This is a genomic window from Mesorhizobium sp. P2_D6 (assembly GCF_056404315.1).
Map to the genome: position 1 here is coordinate 18,729 of NZ_JBFUEG010000028.1, position 22,560 is coordinate 41,288.

Here is a 22,560-nt window from a genome sequence, read left to right on the forward strand (position 1 = left end):
GGTGGCATCAATTTGGCTCGATGGGCCTGATTCGAAACGGTTACCGACGACGCTGAGCTACGCTGTGGACGAGCACGAGCACCTCGAGAGACGCAATCTCCGGCCGACACTCTTCAAGGTATGTATGTCGAAACGCGGGTAGCGACACCGTCGTGCTGGAGTGCTCCCCAATTGGCCGGACATTTCAGCTGTTGAGATAATGCTTTGATGAACTGCCGAGGGGAGGCCATCTTCAGCGCGGAATGGGGATGGATTTCGTTGTAATCGTCGAGCTATCCATCGATCTCCGGGAGCGCGGTTTCAGCGTCCGGAAGGGGGACGCGCATGTAATCTCGCTTCAGAGTTTTGACTAAAGCCTCGGGCATGCCGTTCTGTGCGCTGGCCACCGGGGTGAAGGCGTCGCAGATGTCCGATGCGAAGCTGGAGCCAGCGTTCAAAAGCGACCCAGCCTGTCAGGTTTAATCACCGAACCACGGAAGTCGCATGGAGGGTTGCTCGGGAGGTAGCGAACGTTTCGGAAGCTTGACCGATCATGGGAGCAGAAGACTTCGCTTATATGCTCGAAGCTTGCCAAGATGGTTGCCCGTATCCTTTGTGGAAGCGATGATAGTAATGGTTTGCATCATCCGGCTTATGACTTTAGTGACGGTGGCACCTGTGCGGGACTTCCCACTGGATCAAACTTGTCGGGACTAAGTACGCGCCTTGCAGCGAGCCCCCGCGCCGAGCTTTGCGGCTCATGCCAACTGATTAGCCTGTCAACGGATATCGACGCCAGATGTCCTATATCGACACGGCATTTAACAGACCAAACGATGCATTCTCGTCGTCATTGGGAGACAACGTAATGCATGGACCGTGATGGAATTCGGGGAAAATAGATTGTCCTTTATCCCATATAGCGCGTTCAGGAACGAAGGGCCAGTCGCCCAAGGACGAATGTCGTAAGCAGATGAGTTGTCCGGGTTAGGTAGCAGACGAGTTGTCCGGTTTGATCTCCAGCGAACGGAGGCTGGGGATGAGACGGGCAGCGTGGCTACAGGACCGCAGGATGCAGAAGTTTCGGGACGTATTGAGCCGCTGGGATCGGGGAGAGTTGTCGATGCTTGAGGCGGGCGAGTTGCTAGGGATGTCGGAGCGGCAGTTCCGCCGCTACCGGACCCGCTACGAGGAAGAGGGGGTTGCCGGTCTTATCGACCGGCGGCTCGGCAAGGCATCACCGCGACGCGTGGCGGACGATACGACCGAGGAGATGCTTTTGCTTTACCGGGAACGGTATTTTGGCTGGAACGTGAAGCATTTCCACGAGCACCTGGTTCGCGACCACAATTTTCCGTGGGGCTACACATGGACGAAGGCGCAGCTTCACGCGGCGGGGCTGGTGGAGCGGGCGAAGCGGCGCGGGACGCACCGACGCAAGCGGCCGCGGCGTCCGTGCGAGGGAATGCTGCTGCATCAGGACGGCAGCCGCCACGCCTGGCTGGCTGGCGAGCCGCCGCTCGACCTGATCGTGACGATGGACGATGCGACGAGCACGATCTATTCGGCCTTCCTTGTCGAGGAAGAAGGGACGGCCTCGAGCTTCAAGGGTCTGATGGAGACCTTTGCGGCCAAGGGTCTGCCGTCGAGCCTCTACACCGATCGCGGCAGCCACTATTTCCACACGCCCAAGGCCGGCGAGGCGGTCGACCGGACGCGCCTGACCCAAGTCGGGCGGGCGCTGCAACGCCTCGGCATCGAGCATATAGCGGCCTATTCGCCCGAGGCGCGCGGCCGCTCGGAGCGTGCCTTTTCCACGCTGCAGGAACGGCTGCCGAAGGAACTGAGGCTGGCGGGCATCGCCGGCATCGACGCGGCCAACCGCTTCATCGCCGAAACCTATCTGCCAGCCCACAATGCCCGCTTCTCGAAGCCGCCTGAGGTCACCGACAGCGCCTTCGTCGCCGCCGATCCGCACCAATTGGCCGAAATCCTGTGCATCGAGGAGGAGCGCATTGTCGGCCGCGACAACACCATTGTCTTCGGACGGCTCAGGTTGCAGCTGCCGCCAAGCCCGATCCGCCATCACTTCGTCAAGGCCGAGGTCAAGGTGCGCCAATACCCGGACGGCGCACCCTCGCCGTCTTCCACGGGCCACGGCCGATCGCCCGCTACTATGCAGACGGGTCGTTGCGCGGCCAACAAACCCAGATTAGGAGCGCGGCGTGAACCGCTTCGACGCCGCGCCTGCCGCCAACAGAAGCGGACGTGTCATGTGCTACAAAAACCGGACAACTTGAAAAGCTACCGACAGTCGCCCAAGGACGAACGTGGCCAGTTGCAATCAAATCGGGGGAATTCAGAATGGATCAACGCGCCAAGTCACCAAGTTTTGAGCATGAGCGCCGGCTAAAAGCGGTCAAGCAGGTTTGTCGTGACCGCAACATTGATGTAGCCGTATTTACTAGCCCGGAGAATATCTGTTATATCACGGGTCTTGACTATGAGGGCTATTTTGCCCTTCATGCTCTGCTGGTATCGCGCGATGCGGGGGCAATTCTATTCGCACGCTATATCGAGCTGCCTACGGTTTCTCGGCAGACTACGGGTGTTGAATTCGCTGGATACACTGACACTGATGATGTTGCCGCACTGATAACGGCTAGAATCGTCGCACTAGCCGGGGACGGCGCGCGCGTTGGGCTTCAGCGAAACAGCACTGCTATGGCTGAGATTGATGCCCCACTGCAATCGTATCTTCCCGAAGCTGATATCATTGATGCATCGGGTATAGTCGAGAGCTTGCGGGAAGTAAAATCACCCTTTGAAATAGAGCAGATAAAGCGCGCTGCGGAGATATCAGATCTCATGATTTCCACCGGTATGCGTGAAGCCGGTGAGGGGGTGGTCGAAAACACCGTCGCCGCAAAGATATACGGTGCGATGATCGCAGCGGGAGGACAATGTCCGGGTTTTCCGCCATTTCTCCGATCCGGTGATAGGATATCCGAGCCACATACTACCTGGACCGACCAGCCCCTCAAAAACGGTGCACCGCTTCTTTTGGAATTGTCGGGCTGTGTAAATCGGTATCATGCGCCAATGGCCAGGTACGGGTACATCGGATCCGCATCTGCGGCAGCCAAGCGATTAAGCGAAGTGAGCCACCGAGCGCATCTGACCGCCTTGGCGGCTCTTAAGCCCGGATGTCTTGCTCGGGATGTCTATTGCGCTTGGAAGGCATGCCTTGACCCTGCGAATGTAAGCTCTAGAGCTCCTCATTGTGGATATATGGTCGGCCTGTCTTTCCCACCGACCTGGACTGGCGGCCCTGGCGTACAGAGCTTGCATGAGACGAGCTTCATGGAAATCCGCGAATCCATGGTATTTCATTTGTTGAGCTGGGTGACCGACGGGCAGAATGATCATTTTCTTTCTGACTCCGTTGTTGTCGAAGGGGCCGGGGCCGTTTTTCTAACGAACACGCCGAGAGAAATTTTTGAGATCTGACAAAAACGAAACGATCGAGATTTCGACCGGTCGGCGGAGCCGTGTCTTGGCCCGCCACGGCAGGTTCACCCACACGCTCGTCAAAGCACCAGGCAGGCCTGGGAGGCTATCGTCACAGGCGCACCTCATCCGCTCATCGCCGCCTAGGGGCACGACCGCTTCCGCGCTGGAGCACCATCGACTAAGCCGGCATTGGACCGTTTGCCTGACTGCAATAATAGGAGTGGCCGCTATGCCGGCGACGCGTCGGTCAGTCGTCCGGCCCATAATAATCCCGATTTCGAACGCTGGTACCGTCACGTCCTCGTGAGGGAGAACCCGGCAAGTATCCAACGGGAATTTTGATCGTGTCCCAGTGGTGTAGCTGACGACCTGGTCGCCGCGCTCTCCGGCATGGGGCCGGACTGATCAGCGTGCCACGGCTGGCAGGCTGATGAGAGGATCATCGCTCATTTGGCTGGTGGTTCCAGGGTCATGTATCTGGCGCGCTGCACGGACCATTCGTCGTTCTGTTCGAGCAAGATCGCGCCAACCAGGCGGACGATGGCGTCATCATTAGGAAGATGACGATGACCTCGGTGCGCCGCTTGATCTCCTGGTTCAGCCGCTCCAGCATGCTTGTAACCGGTCTGATCATGACGATGCCGTCCGTTCTCCGCTGGAGATGATCGATTTTCGGCGTTGGTGCGACCATCCGGGACAGGGGCACCGGGAGCACGCCAAGTGCGGGCAGGCCGATTAATTCGATGAGCTGCGAGCTCGCGTTAGTAGCTGGCCGCCCTGCGACCTGTCCGGTTGCGCCGAGAGCGTGGATCCGTAGGTGTCGCATCGCGGCCGGCTCCCTTCTGTTCGAGGAGAGGGAGCCGATGAGACGTTTGTTGGAATGGACATCCACCGCACCTTTGCGGAGGTGGTGGTTTGGGAGGACCGCCGGCTGCGCCATCACGGACGGGTCGACATGACCCGCTCGGAACTGGAAGGGTTCGGCCGGACGGATGAGGTTGTCGTCGAGGCTACGGGCAACGCCATGGCGGTGGTGCGGGTTCTGTCGCCCTACGTCGGCCGGGTAATTGTCGCCAATCCGATTCATGCGAGGCGATCGCCCATGCCAGGATCAAGACCGACAAGATCAATGCCAGCGTTCTGGCGCAGCGCCATGCCAGCGGCTTTCTGCCAGAGGTCTGGATTCCCGATGAGCCGACTGAGCGGCTTCGCCGCCTCGTCGCCCGGCGCAACCAAGTCGTGCGGCATCGGAGTGAAGAACGAGGTGCATGGCATCCTGCTGGCGCACCTCGTGCCGAAGTGCCCGCATGCCGATCTGTTCAACCGTCGGGGTCGCGCCTGGCTCGAGCGGCAGGTGCTTCCCGACGACGAGCGGGCTGCTATCGCCCGCCATATCTGCGAGATCGACAGCTTGGCTGAGGATCTGGCTGACCTCGATCGCGACATCGCCCGGGAAGCGGTTGATGACGTGCAAGTCCGGCGGCTCCAGACGATCACCGGCGTCAATGCCATCGTCGCGAGCGGTATCATCGCCGCCGTCGGCGACATCCGGCGGTTCCGTGCACCGCAGAAGCTGGTGAGCTACTTCGGCCTCAATCCGCGTGTGCGCCAATCCGGTCTTGGCTTGGCGCAATATGGCCGGATCAGCAAACACGGGCGTTCCCATGCCCGCGCCATGCTGGTCGAGGCCGCCTGGGCGGCGGGGAAGCGCCCGGACCGCTCAGAGCCTTCTTCCTGCGCATCCGCAACAAGCGTGGCCATCAGGTCGCAGCCGTGGCGGTCGCCCGCAAGCTCGCGGTGTTGATCTGGCATCTGCTTGACAAAGGAGCAGGACTACTTCTGGGCTCGCCCGGCGCTGGTGGCGGCAAAGCAGAGGCAGCTCGCTCTCAAGGCTGGCGTGCCGGGAGCGCGCGGTGGCGGTCGCCGCGGTTCGGCTTGTAAGACCAGTCCGGCACAGGCCGCCCACTCTTTGCGAGGCCGGCTTCGCCGCGGGAAACAGCAGCAGTTCAAGGGCTTCGTCATCCAACCTTTCAGGCAGCGGCCAGATCAGCCCGGCACGACGGGCACGCCGCAGACAATTCTGCACCACGCCACTGCTGATCCCGAGCGTGCGCGCGACGACGCGCTCCGTCAGGCCCTGGGAATATCTCAATCGTAATACGTCTCTGATCCGGCGCATCGACAATCTCTGGGCATCAGGATACCTCGTTTTGAACGAGGCATCCTGAAGACTGGCTGAGTTGTCGGCCGAAGCGTCCCGCACCTCCGAAAAGGTGCTCACGATCGTCTGATATCGTTGCTCATGATCCCGTGAAATCCGTGCTCACGATCCGGTGAAATTCGTGCTCACGATCGCCTGAAATACGCAGCCACGGCCGGCTGCGAGGCTTCCAGGCCACGCCTTGAGGGCGTCGAGCATGGCGACAATCTGGAGCGAACCAAGGCGGCCGTCGTGCCGCACATTCCTTATGTATATCCGGCAGGGACGACACGTGGCAAAGAGTGGTGCGAGAGTATGAGAGTGCCGCCACGCAACCGTTATAGTCGTTCCTCGTTGTCGCGTCCCTGCGCCGCTTCGGCCCGCGTGGCCGCCAATGCCGAACCATCAGCTCGTAGCCACGCTCGGCATTCTCGGCCGCGGCTTTCTCGCCGTTTCGCAACTCCCTTTAACGTTGTAGGCGTGTGGTGAAGGAGTTGCGCCGCTGCTGCTGTGGGAGGAGTATCGCGCCGCCAATCCCGACGGCTTTGGCTATACCTGGTTTTGCACCACCTTCGAGGCCTGGAAGGTCCGCGCGCGCCCGACGATGCGCCAGACGCACTGGATCGGCGTGCACACCTGTTCCGCTTTCTGGATGGCGTGCCGAAGTCCGTGGTCTGCGATAATCTCAAAGCGGCCGTCCCAACCCCGATCGCTACGACCCTGGTCTCAACCGGACCTATGCCGAGATGGCGAGCATTACGGCACCGCCGTGCTCGCAGCCAGGCCGAGACGCCCAAAGGATAAGGCAATTGTTTCATAATGAGTCCTGTTCGGTTGATGGCACGGTAATTGAGGCAGGGCGGGCGGGAACGGCGTTTCGGCCCGGGCGGCCTTTGATGATCTCGAGGTCGTGAGGAATGTCCCACAGACCACGGTTGAGATTGTCGCTGCAGACTTTGGTGATGAGCCCCTGGCGCCCCCATTGATGCACCGTGGTCTCGGCGATAGCGAAGTGTTCGGCCACTTCCTGGGTGGTGAGCAGACCACAATCCCGCAGGCGCTGGCGACGGCTGGGCAGGTTGTAGGCTCCACGGATGAAGGCGATCTTCTTGAGATTGAACGGCTTGCCTTCCCAGGTTCGCAGGCCACCTTCATTGAAGATATCGGCGATCTCGCGATCGCAATGTCGGTCGAGCAAGCGGTCGACCTCGGCGACGAGCTCAGGCTTGAACTTGCGGATCTGGGCGATCGGCAAAGGCCGCTCCAGCGTCAAGGTGCGGGTCGCCCCGCCGGATAGTCGCACGTTTGCGGTAATCGTCTCGGCCTTGACCAGAGTGACGTCGGCGACCAGCAGCCGCAGGATGCGCTTGCGCTCGCGGACGTCGATGCGGGCATCGCTCCAGATCCGCGGGAACTGCTCGGCAAGATCGCGGACGCGTTGCTGCGTCTCGGCATCGAGGGCAGCGGCTTCCTCGGGCGCGCGTCGTTCATAGTCCTCGACGACGTCGGTGTGAAGCCGCAGCTTCTCGTTCCACTCGGCCTCGAGAGTGTCGGCAACGAGGCGATTGTCGGGATCGACCTTCATGTAGCGGCGCCGGGCGAGCTCGGCGTCATGACGCGTCCGCTCGATATGTTGTCGGCGCAACGTGTCCATCTCGGCGGCGCGTGCCTCAAGCTCGCGCTGCACCGCCAGGGTGACCTCAAGGGTCATCGGCGTCATCAGCTCGACAAGCAATGCACTCACCGCCGGGTCGACGACTTTGCCGGGCACGGACTGGCAGACCTTGCCGCCACGGCGGGTGGCGGTCTCCTGGCAGATATAGGTCGGGACAGGCTGACCGTGCTCCTGGCTGTAATGGACGCCCATGCGCCCGCCGCAAAGGCCGCTGCGGATTTCGCTAAATTGGGACAGCGGTTTCAGTAAGTCGCGGACAAGCGTTTCGCAAAGTCGCGGACAACGGAGGGATCGAGTTCCGTTTGCCTTGTGGCTGTTAGGAGTGATTGATTTCGGTTATTTCGCCGCCGGTCAAGAGTGTGGGTGTTTTTCGCTTTCGCATGCTGTCGCCTTCGAGCGTTATGCGGTGTGCGTTATGAACGATGCGGTCCAGAATTGCGTCAGCTAAAGTGGCCTCTCCGATCATTTCATGCCAGGCGGCTACGGGAATTTGAGCCGTGATCAGCGTCGATTTTCGCCGGTACCGCTCCTCGAAGATTTCCAGCAGATCGAGGCGCTGCCGATCGCTCAGCGTATGCGCTCCCCAGTCGTCGAGGATCAGCAGTTGGACACGGGCAAGCTTGTCGATGAGGCGCGGAAAGCGTCCGTCGAGCCTGGCAAGTGCGAGATCTTCGAAGAGCCGTGGCATTCGAACGTAAAGCACGGAATAGTCGAGCCTTGCCGCCTGTCTTCCAAAAGCGCAGGCAATCCAAGTCTTTCCGGTGCCCGTTTGGCCTGTCAGAATCAAGTTCTCGTTTGCCTTCAGCCATGCGCCTTGCGCCAAGGACAAAACGTTGCGGCGATCAAGACCGCGGTGCGTGCTAAAATCGATGTCTTCGATCGATGCATTGGCAAAACGCAGCTTTGCAGTTGCCAGCCGATTGGTCAGTCGTTTGTCTGTTCTCAATGCGATCTCGCGGTCGAGCATCAGGCCGAGCCGCTCGTCAAAGCTGAGGTCGTTGCCATGGATCTGCTCGGCAAGCTCGCGATAGGCCGTTGCCATTCCGGCAAGGCCGAGCGTGTGCATTTGATCTAGGGTTGGATGTGTCAGCATCTGGGTGTCTTCCTTTCTCATTGATAGTAGGTTTTGCCGCGGATATTGCCGTGCGGCGGTGCCGGCTTGACGGCCTCGCTTGCGGGTGGAGCTTGGTCGAGACCCGATTTGAGAATGTTGGCGACGGACGAATAGCTCAGTGCATTGATGGTCAAGGCACGCTCGCACGCCATTTCCAGGCGATCGGATTTGTAGCGTCGCGCCAAGGAAAGGACGCCCTGCGCGGATCGATAGCCTTGTTCCGGATGCGGGCGGTCACTCAGCAGACGCTCGATAAATATCGCCGTATTGCTTCCGACTTTTGCCGCTTCCTTGCGCAATGTGTGAGGCGTCGTGTTTGCATAGCGCTGGTGGGACTTCGGCATATGCTCATTGACGGTGATGTGGCCCGAGCGCTGCGAGCTTCTGATGTGGCTGGCGATCCGCTTATGGTCAAAGAAGATCTCGACTGCCCGGTAGGTCAGTCTCACATCGACCCGCCTGCCGATCAGACCGTGCGGCACGGAGTAGAAGGTCTTGTCGACTTCGACATGATAGTCGGGATGGACCTTGGCGACTTTCCATTCCGCATACTCAAACGATGTTGCCGGCAGTGGCTTGAGCTGGGTGCGTTCGACCTCATCAAACAGCGCACGGCGGGATTTGCCGTAACGGCGCATGGTGCGACCATTGAGGTCCTCGATCAAAGCGCTGATCCGGATATTGAGATCAGCAAGGCTGAAGAAGCGTTCGTTTCGAAGCCTGGCCAGCACCCACCTCTCGACGATTAAAACCGAACCTTCGGCGGATGGCTTATCCCGAGGACGTTTCGGCCGTGCTGGAAGGATGGTCGTATCGTAATATTCGGCGAAGGCGGCAAAGGTCGCATTTAACGTCGGCTCGAACCAAAGCGCCTTAGCAACCCCGGATTTGAGATTGTCGCAGATCGTCGTCTTGGTCACGCCGCCGAAGTAACTGAACGCCCTTTGGTTCGCTTCGATCCAATCCGGCAGCTTCTGACTGAAGCTCGCATAAGAGAACGTCAATTGCGACGCGCTCAGCACCGCAACGTAAATCTGGGCCGCGTAGATCTCTCCTGTCGACGGGTCGATAATGGGGATCGTGTGTCCAGCATAGTCGCACTCCATCGCGACGCCAGCAACGTGTCGGTTGCGATAGGTGGGTTTGACGCGGCTTTCGTATTCGCCAAAACGGCCGCAGAACCAGGTGTAGCCATAGCCGTCCACATGGGTCTCACGATATTCCTGCCACAGAAGATTGAGCGTCACGCCTTTCCGCTTCAGCTCGCTGGCAACCTTCGGCCAGTCCGGCTCATCGATGTCGCGCGGCGGCCGTCCCATCCGGCGAAAGAGCCGTCGCTCCAGAACCTCGTCATCGTCCAGTCCAGGCGGCAGCGGCCAGACCGCAAGTCCGACTTCCCGCGCCCGCAGCAGATACGTCGACACCGACGTCTTGCTGATCTTCAAACGCTCCGAAACCGCCCGCACAGGCAGGCCCCTGCTCGAACGTCAGCCGCAGTATCGATCGGATGTCCTTCACGCTCGTATGTCTCGCTCGCTTCCGTCTCGGCATTGATGTCCTCGCTTCGAATACGAGGGCAAAATGCCAGATCGGCGCTCACGAAAATCGACCCAATTCCGCCGCCGGCTTTGTCCGCGACTTACTGAATTGCGTGTCCCGGACTTACTGAAATCCGTGTCCGCGACTTACTGAAATCCTTGTCCCGGACTTTGCGAAACCCGCAGCCGCAGAGAACTCTGCCCTGGAGCAAGGCGGATCCTTCGCGGACCGGCCCGGCGCGGCGCTGCATTCCATAGGCTTGTGCATTGGTGGCGAGACGCTCCTGGTTGGCCTTGAAGCGCTCCCAGTCGATATAACCCGGATGCAGGTCGGGCATGACGAACCGCCAGTCAGCCATACCAACCTTGATCTGCGAGACGCCGCCGCCCGGCCGGGGCCGTCCACGCGTTCGACCGTAGACGAAGGCGCCGGCATATCTCGGATTATGCAGGACCTGGAGGATGCGGGCGTGCCGTGGCGGCGCCCACATGAGTTCGCCTTTGTGCGGTCCCTTGCGCAGTCGTCGCGGGAACAGGATGCCTTCGTCGAGGAAGAACTTGACGGTTCTGGTTGCGCTGCCCAGGCGCTCGAAGGTCGTGAACACCATGCGGAGCGCGGCTTGCACCTCGGCGTCCGGGTCGAGTGCTAGGGTGCCATCGGGCAAGTAGACCAAGCCCACGGGCGGCCCTATCTTCAGCTCGCCACGGCTCGCCTTGTTGAGTTGGCCACCGCGCATGCGAGCCTTGAGGAAGTGCAACTCCGCTTCCGACATCGTTCCTTTCAAACCCAAAAGAAGTCTGTCGTTGAAGCTGGCCGGGTCGTAGATGCCATCCTCATCGAGGATGAGGGTGCTGGTCAGGGCGCACAGCTCAAGCAGCCGGTGCCAGTCGGCGGAGTTGCGGGCCAGGCGCGAGACCTCCAGCCCCATGACGACGCCGGCCTTGGCGAGCGCTACTTCGCTGACCAGTTCCTGGAAGCCGTCGCGGGCAACGGCGCTGGATCCCGATTTGCCCAGGTCGCAGTCGATAACGTGGATGCGTTCGGCCGGCCAACCGGCGGCAATGGCGCGATCACGCAGCCCATACTGTCGCTGCGTGCTCTCACCGTTCTCGGCGACCTGTCGCAGCGTAGACTGACGGATGTAGAGGTAGGCGTCGCGCCGGAGGTGATCGGTGGTGACTTTGAGGTCAGGCATGTGCTGGCTCCGCGGTTAGCGTGACAACAAGGCTGGCAAGGATGAGGGTGAGCTCGCTGGTGGCGATCGCGCCTGCCGACGGGGGGCGATGTACCGGGCAAGGCGGCGTAAAGTTGGGTGTTGTCGTTGCGGCCTTGATCCAGGCGACCATGCCTTGACGGTGCAGGGTTACGAGTCCTGATCCGGTGATCAGCCGGGCGCTGAGCACCGCGGCGCGCAGTTGTTCGTATGTGCCGACGAGGCTGGTCGCGCGGACGGTTAAGGCAGATCGAGTCGTTTTTTTTTGGGCGCCATGGCCCGCTCCAGGCTTCGCCGGTGCACCCTGACGCCAAAGCGTGTGGCGATAGCGTCTACAAATTGCGGCACGGTGAGGTCGGGCCGCGTCGTCCTGAGTTGGTCGATGTAGGCGAGGACCTCGGCAGAGATCTTGTGTCCGCCCTTTGGACCCCGCTGCCGGGGCACCAGCCCGGCGAGGCCCTGGTCGGCCAAGGCGCTCTGAGCTTTGTAGAAGGTCGGCCGCGAGACCCCGAAGGCGCTGGCGACGTCGCTGATCGGCACGCGATCGGCCTGATGGCGGCGCACCATCTCGTAGCGGACCTGCACAAGGTCCCGGGCATCGAAGAAGGGATTGGCGGCAAACAGCGTGTCGCGCACGGCCTCGGGGTGGGGGTTGAGCGCGCCGTCGCGGGCCAAGGCCTCGGCCTTTGGGTCGCGTCGTCTTGGCTTTGGCTTCGCCATGACCATCGTCCAAACTGATTCGTAAATATAAATACGCCTTACGTGATGAGACGTCAAACAAGACCGCTCCACGATATCCAAGATAAATCCTGCAATGCTGGGCATAGCTGCGGTATCCGAGCAGGCGTTGCGGCGTAATTTGCCTTACACCAGCGGCGTATTTAACCTTACGCATCCTCCGCCTCCACCGGCGCAGAGACCCGATCCAGCAGCGTGAGCAAATCCAATAGGTCGGCCGTCCGGAACGCCGCACGCCCGGCCGCGACGCGACGGAATGCGTCAGGCTGCTCCATGTCCGTCATTGCTGCGGCAATGCTGGGCAAGGTCCCATCCGCCGCCCGGTAAATCACCCGGTCGTCGCCCCAATGCGGGCTGCGGCTGATCATGTCGAAGGTCTGGCCTTTAAGCGGGTGGAATGGGTGAGTAATGCGGACCGTGAGGCCGGTCGTCCCCATACGGGCTGCAGTTGACGGCTTTATCCAAGGCCAAGGTAGAGGTTGCGGTGCAAATTGCCCAGCGCTGGGTGCTGGCGCGGCTGCGCAATCAGCGCTTCTTCTCGCTGGCGCAACTGAGCAGGGCTTTCGCACCTGTCTCGGCATCCTGGCGCTGACCAAGAGCTGCGGCAACACTCGCGTCGATGCAGCCTGCCAACGCGGCATCCTCATCAAGGCATGCTCCGTCGCCTCGATCCGTTCGATCCTCAAGAACGGCCTTGATCGCGCTTTCCTCGACGAGACGCCCGACCACCAAACCCTCCGCCACGGCAACATCCGCGGTCAGGGCTATTTCCACCGAACCACGGAGTTCCCAATGCTCACCCATCCTACCTATGAATAGCTGATCACCCTCGGCTTGACCGGAATGGCCAAGGCCTTCGAGGTGCAGCGACGATCACCGGATCTCGATGCCCTGTCGTTCGAGGAGCGCATCGGGCTTCTTGTCGATCGCGAAGCCGCCGAGCGCGACACCAAACGGCTCACGACGCGTCTCAAATTCGCCGCGCTGCGCCAGAGCGCTTGTGTGGAAGATGTCGACCTGCGCACGCCGCGCGGTATCGACCGCGTCGTCTTCGCCAGGCTCGCACATGCAGGAAGATATTGGCGAGGAGCGGGCTGATGCCCGCCCCTAGCGGGATACCTCTGTCGGTCTCTTGCTTCTCGCCGCTCTCAAGGACGCCAGCCCGCAGCCACAGCCCAATGAGCCGTAGGATACGAGGATCAGCGATCCTATGCGCCACCATCCGCAGCGGCCACTCGTGGTCGACTGTGAATCGGCGTGCAAAATTGGCTCTGACTCACTTTTGATGGAAATAGGGTGCCGGCTGGCGTTGGTTTCACACAAGGAATCAACGCCATGGGCTATACATTGCGGCTTTCGACCCTCGTCCCTCGCGGCTTTGTGGTGGACGACACCGCCGTTGACGATGAGGTGATGTTGATCACGGTCCGTCCTGCAAGTACGGCGAGCCTCTGTCCGGGCTGCGGAACGAGGTCGCAGCGGATCCACAGTCGGTATCAGCGGCGCCTGGCGGACCTGCCGATGGCGGGCAAGCCTGTTCGGATCGTCGTTGTGGCTCGGCGGTTCCACTGCGGCGCGGTGTTATGCGGCCGGCGGATCTTCGCGGAGCGTTTCGACGGGGATGTTCTGGCGCCGTGGGCGCGGCGAACCGCCCGGCTCGACCAAATCGTCCATCACCTTGGGCTTGCGCTGGGCGGCAGGCCCGCAGCCAGCTTCGCCAAGAGGTTGATGCTGCCGGTGAGCAACGACACGTTGCTGCGCGTCGTGCGGCGGCGCGGCAGTCCGCGCTTTGTCCCGCCGAGCGTGATCGGGATCGACGATTGGGCGTGGCGACGAAATCAGCGCTATGGGACGATCATCTGCGACCTTGAGCGGCGCAAGACCATCGCCTTGCTGCCTGACCGTGAGCCGGCGACGGCCCAGGCCTGGCTCACAGACCAACCCCAGATCGGCGTTGTCGCCCGCGACCGCGGCGGCGGCTACGCTCTTGCGGCCGCCAAGGCGCTGCCTGGGGCGATCCAGGTGGCCGACCGCTGGCACTTGATGGAGAACGCCAGCCGCGCCTTCCTCGACGCAGTTCGCAAATCCATGCGGGCGATCCGCGCCGCGCTTGGCGCCGCCACGATTGATCCAGAGCTGCTAACCGCCGCCGAGCGGATTCAATATGAAGGATACCTTCGTCGAGAAGACACCAATGCCGTGATCCTCGGCCTGGCCAAGGACGGGACTACGATTAAGGAGATTGTTCGCCGCACCGGCCATAGCCGCGGCGTAGTCCGCAAGGTTCTGCGAGGCCAGCGATCTGACGTCTTTCGGGTCCGAGAAACCTCGCTGGAGCTTTATCTTCCTTGGCTCGACGCCCAGTGGACGGCTGGGGAGCGCAACGCAACAGCACTCTGGCGGCGCCTCAAGAACCAGGGATTCCGTGGTTGCTTGCGTGTCGTCACCGAGTGGGCCACGCGTCGCCGGCATTCAGATCAAGTGAACGGCGACGCCCTGCGCCGTGCGCCCTCGGCCCGCACCATTGCGCGGCTAATGACCATCGGTCGCGACAGCCTCTCTAAGTCCGAAACTGTCACAGTAGCGGCGATCGAAGGCGGCGTGCCTCTGTTGGTGGAGGCCCGGGAAATTGTTGCAGGCTTCCAGGCCATGATCCGCAAGAAGACTCTCCCCGATCTCGAACCTTGGCTGGAGCGGGCCAGATCAAGTCTGGTCGCCTCGTTCGCCAACGGCGTTCTCAAAGACCGCTCGGCCGTCAGCGCCGCGATCACCTCGCCATGGTCCAACGGTCAGACCGAGGGCCAGATCACCAAGCTCAAGCTCGTGAAACGCCAAATGTATGGCCGAGGAAAACTCGACCTGCTTCAGGCGCGCGTCATCGGCGTTGGTTAAGTTCAATAATCACCAAAAGTGCGTCAGAGCCAGTTTTGGAAGCCGTTTGACAGTCGACCGAGTCGAAGCGCCATGTGGGGGCTCCGCCCCGGCCGGAAGCAGTAGGAGAACCCTAATTTTGGGCGGCCGTCACCAAGGTGCTTTACGCGACGTGGCAGAGGCGGGTGCACTTCATGAGGAACGTGCCCGTGCGGGAAAGAGCGGACGCCGCGTCGGCTCAGCCTTAATCGCCACCGCCTTCGCCCAGGAGACGGCTTGTCGATGTCATCCGTCGAGTGGAGCTTGGCGCGGTGCTGCCTGATTTCGGCTGTTTTCGATTCCTGTTGCGAAGAAGCTGCGAATGTCGGCGTCGAGCACCTTAGTTCACGCGCTGGCTCATGATCGCCGTATGCAGGGCATCAAGCGCGCCCGAGGCCGCGTCCGTACAACGGCGCGCCGTCGCCGACCAGATCCGGCCGGAGGTGCCGACGCTGGCGACAATCATGGACGACGCCGAGCCCGACATGCTTGCCTACATGACTTTCACCAAGGAGGGGCTTTGGGACGAGGAAACGGGCTCACCTGAGCCGAACAAAGAAACGGAAGGGTGCCCCAGTGCTTGCATCAGGACTCGCGGCGTCCAGCAGCAAGGTGGGGAGGGCGGGGAGTCTCGACTCGCCAGCCGGAACGCTGGAACGCCGTCGTCACGCACACCAATCCCGTCGGAATCAACGCTCCAGGCTTCTTCTCCTCCCCAGCGGTAGCTTCGTGTATACGCTCATGGAGGCAAACGTCTGTCGGAGGCTGGCCAAAGGTCATGCAGCACTCTTGGAGTCGCGGCCTTGGCCTCTTCAATCTCTGCTGCAGACAAACGGTCCGCCAATTGGGCGATGACCGAGCGGGCAACCTCTTCCGGATCCACCGCCGGGTCGTGATGGACGCCGTAGTGAATCCGATCGAGAAAGGAATTCCGGTTCCTGGCTATGGCGCGGCGACTGGGATGCCAGCCCTCGTAGTAAACGCCGCGCAGCAAGGCTGGCAATTGAGCACCTACGTAAACGGCCTCGTCGCCATCCAGGGCATCGCGCAGGGCGTGCAGTGTCGCAGTTAGGGCTTCGTAGACCCGTTCGCGATCATGCCAGCGAAGCCTCCACATCAGATCGCTTATCCAATTGTTGGTTGATTGCAATGCGTTGTTGAGATCATCGCTTAGGTACATTGGAGAGATTCTCCTGTCTTTGAAGGTATCAGGATCGGACTACTACCCACGTCGAAATACGTCTCGTTGGCCTAAGGCAGTATATATGTTGCTCAGGTGGACCAATGTGCAATAACGATAACTCAAACTTCCGTCCGCGGCGGATCTAAGCGACGTGAGAAGGTGGGATGCCGTGAGGTGTCGACCTCCCCAGGAAGTTGTGTGCGTCAAGTTCTGCAAAATGGCGTGGCAATCAGCGATGACGTTGGCGTGTCCGCCGCGCAGCCCCCGTGTTGGCGGAGCGGCGGACATTGCGGCCGCGTTCAGGCGGCCAATGCCTTTAAGCTCTCCTTGTTGTGCTCGCGCAGATGATCCATGTTTGAGGTAGCGGGTCGCCTCGAGCCAGTTCTCGTGGATCTCCGCCGCCAATGCCCGAACCAGCCGCAGACAGCTCTGCTGACTGGGGAAGATGCGGATGATCAGGGTTCGCCGCTTGATCTCCTGATTGAGCCGCTCCAGCATGTTCGTCGAGTTCATGTGCTTGTGATGGGCAAGCGCAGCCGATAGAAGCTTAGCGTCTCCTCGATATTGTCCTCTACCCAGTTCACTAATTTCGGGTATTTGGCCTGCCATTTGGCGATCCACTGCGCCGGGTCGCGCTTAACCTCGGCTAGGTCGCGCCGGTCATAGAACCATCTGAGCTCCATCAGGCAGTCGTCATCGACCTTGCGCGGCACATAATCGAGCGCGTTTCTGAGGAAGAGCACGTAAAAATCGCTGCCAAACTGGCTCGGGCAGGACTTCGCGGATCGCTGCCCTGAGCCCCGGATGGTCATCGGAGACGACGAACTCGGCGCGCCCGCGCTGCTTGAGCCCTGCCACGAACGCGCGCCAGCTCGAATGGCTCTCACGGTTGGCCAGTTCGACACTGGCGCCGGCCCTCCCAGTCGACGCCGATCGCCACCAGCACCGCCTGGCTGGCGATCACGCCGGCTTCGCGCGCCCGCTCGTAGCGCGGCATCCAGAATGAGGTACGGGTAAGGTTCGGCAAGCCGCTGCTCAAAGAACGCCTTCAGCGCTTGATCCAGCCGCGCCGTCACCTCGCTCACCGTCGAGGCCGAGAAGGAATGGCCGCATAGCTCCTCGGTGATCGCCTTGACCTTGCGGGTCGACACGCCTTGCACGTACATCTCGAGCAGCGCCGACACCTATGCCTTCTCCGCGCGCTGATAACGCTCAAACAAGTCCGTCGAGAACCGGCCGGCCCGATTCTGCGGAACGCGAAGTTCCAGGACCCCAACCCGCGTCACAAGCTTGCGTTCGTAATAGCCCGAGCGGTAACCAACCCGCTCCGCCGTCCGCTCGTCTTTCTCGGCCCCGAGCGCCTCCGTCATCTCGGCCTCCAGAGCCTCCTGCACCACACTCTGCAATGCCTTGCCAAACCCGTCCTCATCCGACAACAGCAACGCTTTCAACTCGCCTCTGCTCAGTCTAACTTCTCGATTGGTCATGACACTCCCCTTCCATGAGAATCGGTGATTGCAACGTCACCAGCGTGCCATGGCCGCTCTCGCCTCGGAGCAACCGCCGTTCTCTGTCCAGAGCTTTTTGCAGAACCTTCAGGGCATTACCCCTTACGACCTCTTGGTCGTGGATTAAAACGCTAAGGCCAAGCCCGACCCGTTTCTTCGCGGGGTTCCGCGAACTATAGCCGAAGGGTCCTCGTGTGAGGGCGTGCTGCAGCGGAGTCTCGTGCCGCCACAATTTAGGCGATACCTAGGCGCGTTGCAGGCCGCCGCGCTTTAGCGCGACGGCCTACGAATTTATCTGTGGGAGAGTTTTCCCACACGCGCTGAGGTGCACCGCGTCGTCGGCATGAATTGCCTGCCTTCAGAAGATCACTGCAACTCTCTCGCGCGTCCGGCGCCATTGCCGTTTTCGACTGACTCCATGTTGCGCAGCATCATTTCCGCGACACTGAAGGCGTGCCGCTCTTGCCGCGAGGTCAGGCGAGCGTCGATATCGGGATAAATAAAGAAGGGAAGCGAAATTCGGTCACTCAGACCACTGTGCGCGACCTGATGCGGCGTACTCTTAAAGCGGTCGTCACTCAAGACCTGAAACATGTCTCCCAAATTGACTACGAGGCTATTGGGCAGGCTCGGCGCTGGCACCCAGCGCCCGTGGAACCAGACCTGCAACGATCGCGTGGGGAGCTCCTCCTGCAGCAGAAGCGTGAAGAAGCCACCGTCGGTGTGCTTGCCGCACGTGCCGCCACGAGCTGGATATCGGATCACGCGTTGCATGAGCGTCGGCGGGCTGAAATGGCGTTCGAACCAACCCTGTTCCATTTCGATCAGGTCGGCGAGCGCGGTCCCGATTTGCGGAACAACCTGGTTGAGCACGGTAGCCTGCAAAACGAGCAGGCTTCGCGCGAAACCTGGAGCCAATGTGTCGTCAGGAAAACGCGTGATTCCGGCAAAAGGACGCCGGTCCCCTTCGTTCTCGATTCCGAGGCCAAACAATTCCTTTGGATCAGTGTGGGCGTCGGGATGTAGTATTTCGCCGTGCAACGGACTGTATCCACGGGCGACAGCGGGGTACACGGCTTGAGAGGCGTGACTGTAGCGTTCCTTGATCGACTGAGGCAAGGCGAAGAACCGCCGGGAAGCCTCGATGGCTTGTGCAATCTGTTCCTTCGGGATGCCGTGCTCAACAAGGTAAAAGAACCCGTACTCTTGGCAGGCCGTTTGCAGGCTCCGTCGCTCATCACTCCGCGTTGCATCGGACGTCAGTTTTGCCAGCGAGATTTCCGGTAGTGTGGTCATTATTCGCTCCTTCATTGGTGCCTTTGCCTTATAGGGCTGCTTGGAAAAACCTCAGGCCCGCATCCTTCTTCCTATGGATTTGCTGTCGCCTTGACAGTGTATCGGCGCAGGGATTCCCCTGCAGAAGACGCCTCTCAAAAGATGTAGTTCCTATATAGATCTATTGGTTTCATACGACAATACACAATCTGTTAATATAATGTGATGAGATCATTGAAGTTTTGTAGCGTGTGGCTTAATATTACAGCAGGTAAGGTTCGGAGTCGGCCAATCTCAAGGAATTAGTATTGGAGGAATCTTCCAATGAAGGATTAGCTGAGGGGTCCCCTCGTTTGAGACAGGCAGCGGGTTGCATGAAGCACCTGCGGCCTTCGCCCTGAACTCGCGTGGTGAGACGAAGCGGAAGCCGGATGCGGTTGGATTTTGTGGTAGTCGTCGAGCCATTTCGGCAGCAGGGCCAGACGGTTTCGGCGGTGGGCAGAATGACCTTTCGGGTTGGTCCGTTTCAGCGTTTTCACCGTGCCGCGGATATGCCGTTGCGTCGCGGACGGGAGTGAGACGAGCCTGAAGGCGAGTGCCGCCGCGGCCGTGGCCTTGTCATGGGCGATGCAGGCGCTTCCTAAGCAAACCTAAATTCAAAGTTTTTTATTCCTATCGAAAATTGCAGATTAATACTTGAATTGTGACGTTATAAAGTAGTCCGCAGTAATTCAGACGGTGCAGTCGACCGACGCCAGGAAAGCCATCACGGTGGTGTTATCGACCAACCGATTGAGGCGACGGCACGCTGCAGGRTGGCTTCCGTCTGAGCATGGCTGGGTGAAGCGGCGACGACATGTCCGATGCAGTCTCGATAATCGCCTTTCCTGACGATTGGCGCCTTAGGCTCCACATACAATCTGACGTCGGCGACACCTATTACAGCAGCTGCCTGGCTCGCGTTATCAATCCAATCAAGAGTGCCATCGCTATCAGCGACAAGAAATCGCACAGCCGCAACCTGCGATTCTCCTTTGCGCAGGTTCGGTTTGTCGCCGATAACGAGCTTTATGTGCTCGGTAATGAGATCGACACCGTAAGCCAACTTAATCAGTTGAGGAGTGGGCGCACCACTAAGACGCGGATTGACTTCAATGACGACTGGCCCGCGTTTGGTCCACCGGACTTCAATACTTTTTGGCCCCCAGTCGAGGCCGAGAGCTGGCAAACAGCTCAGCGAAACATCGACGATACGCTTATGCTCCTCATCAATCAGCCGCGCCGGAATAGTGCACTCCCGATAGACGAAATGCGGAGGCGGATCGTAGTCAGCAGCGCCAACCGCAACGACTTCATGTCCCATTACTGCAGCGTAATATGCAGGGCCTTGTGCAAATTCTTCCACCAATACCTTCGGCGGAGAGCGCCATACGTGCTTCCCGTCCAACAAATAGGCCGTATGTTCGACCAACTCGTCGGTGCTGCGGCACAATCGCACACCCATGCTGCCACTGCCCACGGCTGGCTTAACAATCACAGGCAGGCCGATCTCCGCAGCGGAGCTTTCCACGTCCGCCGCATTCGCTGCCACGCGATAAGCAGGTATTTCCACGCCGGCCTCGGCGAGGAGCTGACGTTGAACGAATTTGTCGCGGCATTGTTCAATCGACGCTGGATTGGGTCCCGGTCTATCAAAATACCGACAGAGCTTACCAACTGTCGCAGAGACCGACTCGTCATGGCCGGCAAAGCCGGTAATGCCGGCAATGCCATACGTATCCCGCAGCCGGGAACATTCTTGGATTAGCGCATCGAGATTGTCTGTATCTATAAGGATTGTCTCGACCTTTTCCGCTGCAAGATACTCGTACTGAGTCGGATCAGCCGACAGTGTGATTGGATGAAGACCAAGACGCTGAGCCGCTTGGACGTAGAGCGGACCATTACCCCTGTGACCTTCGATCAGGATGAGCGCGTTTCTTGCCATTCTCCGTCTCCTCCTCGTGTTGCTTGCTACCTATAGGAGCAAAATCGGCACCCGCCTGTTCAGCTGTGCCTGACATCAGAAGTGAAGTAGCATCTTTGACGATTTGCAGTTGCAAAGATTGTGTATATTTATGCGAAGGGTCTGCAACGGTTGGGCTTCGCCCAAGGAAGCTACGGCAGGCCGCACAAACATAGCGCGCAGCGGATTCTACCGGGAAGTGCGTCGGATTGACTGGGTTTGAGAGGTGCAGGTAGAAAAGCCGACGAGATGGGCTGGTCGGAGTTCGAGGCCCTGACGGCATGCTCCCCTGGCAACTTCGCGCATCCCCCGAACTTGGGCGCACGCGCACGGATATGACGGGGGCTACTCTCGGGAGAGCCGGGTGCGGAAAATCCGCCAGCCCGGATCTGTGAGAGCGAAAGCCGAATGGCTGAGCTACTCGACCACGACCGGCCCAAGGGTCATGCTCTTCTACGAGGTGACATTGGAGCTGCAGTCCGGAGGTCATCGGCGAGGTGACGAAGGTCATCCGTCGGCTGGTGTCGGACCACAGGTTGACCATGCTGATGGTCGCTCACCAGATAGGCTTCGCCAGCGACATCGCCGACAGTGTCTGCTTCTTCTTCGGCGGCAGGAGCGAGGAGCAGGGCACGCCGGAGCAGTTGTTCGGCAACCCGCAGTGCAAGCGCACCCAGCAATTCCTGAGCGCCGTCAAGGAGGCAGCATAGCGAACGCTGGCGTCGAGAGATATGCGCAGACTTGTGGTTCGCGGCGAAGTCACGGTGCGGAGCCGGGGCGCCATCGTGCAGGCCTTGGTCGCGGAGCGTCTGACGGATATTTGAAGAAGACACGTAGAAATTAGGCTGTGTTCCCGTTCCCAGGCGAGCACTGGCCCGGGCTCGATTCGACTGGGGACTGTGTCGCAGTCTACAAATCGCCGACGGAGTCGGGCGTCGCTGTGCTGATATTACGAGAGTAGACAAATTTGCAAAACCTTTGCGTTTGCGAGGCGCCGGTTGTGGTACTTTCAATGCAACGGTCAAATGTAAGCCCAAATAGAGGATTTATGCTCGTTAACTAATAATCTTGTTGGCCCATTATGCGGGAAAGGTAAGCGGTGGCCTGACCGGTCACGCCTGGAAGCGCGGCCGGGGTCAGCGTTAAGGTTGCAAAGTTTGTTGCAAGCTTTGGCGCGCGTGTAGCGGTACGCTGTGGTCACCGGCCATGGCGCTGCGATCAGGCCGCAGACCGGCCCAAGGCAGGAGTTTGTCGATGCCCGATTTGCGGATGGTCAGCGGCGATCGCGTCCGGGTAGCCTTCAGATAGGCATAAGGATCGAGGTTGTTGAGTGCAAGCGAAGCGATGCGGGCCCAACCCGGCTCCGCCGTCGTCATGACCCGCAACGAGCGAATCCTTACGGTAATGCATACCTTTGTCACCGGCGTCCGGCAATGTCACATTCATCAGGATGCGAACTTAGAGGAAGCAGATTAATGCTGATTGTGCGAATTGAAAGTAGAATCATCGAGATTCCAGTTAAAAAGGTGGTCCGGACCGGGATCGGTGCGATAGACCGAATTGCGAACATTTTTGTTCGGATATATACCGATGATGGTATTGTAGGTATTGGGGAGTGTGGTCCCTGGCCCGTGGTGACCGAAACGTTGGCCGAGACCAAATCAGCGGTCGACGAATACTTTGGTCCTGCTTTGATGGGCGCAAATCC

The 22,560-nt window shown here is 60.1% G+C and carries 15 protein-coding genes and 10 pseudogenes; 10 read left to right on the plus strand and 15 right to left on the minus strand.

Annotated features, from left to right (window positions below; translation table 11 throughout):
* Positions 1-194: 194 nt before the first annotated feature.
* Positions 195-398 (minus strand): annotated as a pseudogene (locus tag AC1D1L_RS31395) (integrase core domain-containing protein); the annotation flags it as partial.
* 653 nt (positions 399-1,051) lie between these two features.
* Between AC1D1L_RS31395 and AC1D1L_RS31400 the strand changes: the two are divergent.
* Together AC1D1L_RS31400 and AC1D1L_RS31405 are read left to right on the plus strand one after the other, a co-directional pair.
* Positions 1,052-2,392, plus strand: coding sequence for an ISNCY family transposase (locus tag AC1D1L_RS31400; RefSeq protein WP_477345288.1), 1,341 nt, complete (start codon positions 1,052-1,054; stop codon positions 2,390-2,392).
* The gene (locus AC1D1L_RS31405) at positions 2,344-3,489 is read left to right on the plus strand and encodes a M24 family metallopeptidase (RefSeq protein WP_477345289.1); all 1,146 of its coding nucleotides are present in this window, start codon (positions 2,344-2,346) and stop codon (positions 3,487-3,489) included. Before AC1D1L_RS31400 ends, AC1D1L_RS31405 begins: the two co-directional genes overlap by 49 nt.
* A gap of 408 nt (positions 3,490-3,897) precedes the next feature.
* On the opposite strand, the pseudogene AC1D1L_RS31410 reads toward AC1D1L_RS31405, so the two are convergent.
* A pseudogene (locus tag AC1D1L_RS31410) lies at positions 3,898-4,111 on the minus strand (transposase); the annotation flags it as partial.
* A gap of 261 nt (positions 4,112-4,372) precedes the next feature.
* Between AC1D1L_RS31410 and AC1D1L_RS31415 the strand changes: the two are divergent.
* Positions 4,373-5,407: pseudogene (locus tag AC1D1L_RS31415) on the plus strand (IS110 family RNA-guided transposase); the annotation flags it as partial.
* Between the two features lie 22 nt (positions 5,408-5,429).
* Here the strand turns inward: AC1D1L_RS31415 and AC1D1L_RS31420 are convergent.
* A pseudogene (locus tag AC1D1L_RS31420) lies at positions 5,430-5,671 on the minus strand (IS21 family transposase); the annotation flags it as partial.
* Positions 5,672-6,197: 526 nt separating this feature from the next.
* Here AC1D1L_RS31420 and AC1D1L_RS31425 point away from each other — a divergent pair.
* Positions 6,198-6,506 (plus strand): annotated as a pseudogene (locus tag AC1D1L_RS31425) (IS21 family transposase); the annotation flags it as partial.
* Here the strand turns inward: AC1D1L_RS31425 and AC1D1L_RS31430 are convergent.
* From AC1D1L_RS31430 to AC1D1L_RS31455, 6 genes and pseudogenes are all read right to left on the minus strand, one after another.
* The gene (locus tag AC1D1L_RS31430; protein WP_477345291.1) at positions 6,507-7,559 is read right to left on the minus strand and encodes a hypothetical protein; all 1,053 of its coding nucleotides are present in this window, start codon (positions 7,557-7,559) and stop codon (positions 6,507-6,509) included.
* A gap of 124 nt (positions 7,560-7,683) precedes the next feature.
* Positions 7,684-8,460 carry an IS21-like element helper ATPase IstB gene (gene istB, locus AC1D1L_RS31435; protein WP_477345292.1) on the minus strand — a complete coding sequence of 259 codons (777 nt, stop codon included), beginning with the start codon at positions 8,458-8,460 and terminating at the stop codon, positions 7,684-7,686.
* Positions 8,461-8,477: 17 nt separating this feature from the next.
* Positions 8,478-10,032 (minus strand): annotated as a pseudogene (gene istA, locus AC1D1L_RS31440) (IS21 family transposase).
* 88 nt (positions 10,033-10,120) lie between these two features.
* Complete coding sequence (locus AC1D1L_RS31445) at positions 10,121-11,215, minus strand: recombinase family protein (RefSeq protein WP_477345293.1); 1,095 nt, start codon at positions 11,213-11,215, stop codon at positions 10,121-10,123.
* A 258-nt stretch (positions 11,216-11,473) separates the two neighbouring features.
* Positions 11,474-11,953: a helix-turn-helix domain-containing protein gene (locus AC1D1L_RS31450; RefSeq protein ID WP_477345294.1), complete on the minus strand. Its 480-nt coding sequence runs from the start codon at positions 11,951-11,953 to the stop codon at positions 11,474-11,476.
* Between the two features lie 167 nt (positions 11,954-12,120).
* Entirely contained in the window at positions 12,121-12,408 is a 288-nt protein-coding gene (locus AC1D1L_RS31455; RefSeq protein ID WP_477345295.1) for a DUF5372 family protein, read from the minus strand.
* Between the two features lie 115 nt (positions 12,409-12,523).
* Here AC1D1L_RS31455 and AC1D1L_RS31460 point away from each other — a divergent pair.
* The 4 genes and pseudogenes from AC1D1L_RS31460 to AC1D1L_RS31475 all read left to right on the plus strand — a co-directional run.
* Positions 12,524-12,790, plus strand: a pseudogene (locus AC1D1L_RS31460) (hypothetical protein); the annotation flags it as partial.
* A gap of 24 nt (positions 12,791-12,814) precedes the next feature.
* On the plus strand, positions 12,815-13,069 hold the full coding sequence (locus tag AC1D1L_RS31465) for an ATP-binding protein (RefSeq protein ID WP_477345296.1): 255 nt from the start codon (positions 12,815-12,817) through the stop codon (positions 13,067-13,069).
* Positions 13,070-13,306: 237 nt separating this feature from the next.
* A complete protein-coding gene (locus AC1D1L_RS31470) occupies positions 13,307-14,863 on the plus strand; it encodes an ISL3 family transposase (protein WP_477345298.1) in 1,557 nt (518 codons plus the stop codon).
* Between the two features lie 122 nt (positions 14,864-14,985).
* Positions 14,986-15,119, plus strand: a pseudogene (locus AC1D1L_RS31475) (IS256 family transposase); the annotation flags it as partial.
* A gap of 102 nt (positions 15,120-15,221) precedes the next feature.
* On the opposite strand, the gene AC1D1L_RS31480 reads toward AC1D1L_RS31475, so the two are convergent.
* From AC1D1L_RS31480 to AC1D1L_RS31500, 5 genes and pseudogenes are all read right to left on the minus strand, one after another.
* Positions 15,222-15,347 (minus strand): hypothetical protein, encoded by a 126-nt coding sequence (locus AC1D1L_RS31480; RefSeq protein ID WP_477345306.1) that lies wholly within the window; start codon positions 15,345-15,347, stop codon positions 15,222-15,224.
* A gap of 273 nt (positions 15,348-15,620) precedes the next feature.
* Complete coding sequence (locus AC1D1L_RS31485; RefSeq protein ID WP_477345299.1) at positions 15,621-16,061, minus strand: DUF2267 domain-containing protein; 441 nt, start codon at positions 16,059-16,061, stop codon at positions 15,621-15,623.
* A 302-nt stretch (positions 16,062-16,363) separates the two neighbouring features.
* A pseudogene (locus AC1D1L_RS31490) lies at positions 16,364-17,551 on the minus strand (IS256 family transposase).
* A gap of 387 nt (positions 17,552-17,938) precedes the next feature.
* Positions 17,939-18,868, minus strand: coding sequence for a 2-oxoglutarate and iron-dependent oxygenase domain-containing protein (locus AC1D1L_RS31495; RefSeq protein ID WP_477345300.1), 930 nt, complete (start codon positions 18,866-18,868; stop codon positions 17,939-17,941).
* Positions 18,869-19,613: 745 nt separating this feature from the next.
* Positions 19,614-20,834, minus strand: a complete 1,221-nt coding sequence (locus AC1D1L_RS31500) for an ATP-grasp domain-containing protein (protein WP_477345301.1) — start codon at positions 20,832-20,834, stop codon at positions 19,614-19,616.
* 515 nt (positions 20,835-21,349) lie between these two features.
* On the opposite strand from AC1D1L_RS31500, the gene AC1D1L_RS31505 reads away from it, so the two are divergent.
* Complete coding sequence (locus AC1D1L_RS31505) at positions 21,350-21,562, plus strand: hypothetical protein (RefSeq protein ID WP_477345302.1); 213 nt, start codon at positions 21,350-21,352, stop codon at positions 21,560-21,562.
* Positions 21,563-21,994: 432 nt separating this feature from the next.
* Here AC1D1L_RS31505 and AC1D1L_RS31510 read toward each other — a convergent pair whose 3' ends face one another.
* Positions 21,995-22,237 carry a transposase domain-containing protein gene (locus AC1D1L_RS31510; protein WP_477345304.1) on the minus strand — a complete coding sequence of 81 codons (243 nt, stop codon included), beginning with the start codon at positions 22,235-22,237 and terminating at the stop codon, positions 21,995-21,997.
* A 90-nt stretch (positions 22,238-22,327) separates the two neighbouring features.
* Between AC1D1L_RS31510 and AC1D1L_RS31515 the strand changes: the two are divergent.
* Positions 22,328-22,560, plus strand: a pseudogene (locus AC1D1L_RS31515) (hypothetical protein); the annotation flags it as partial.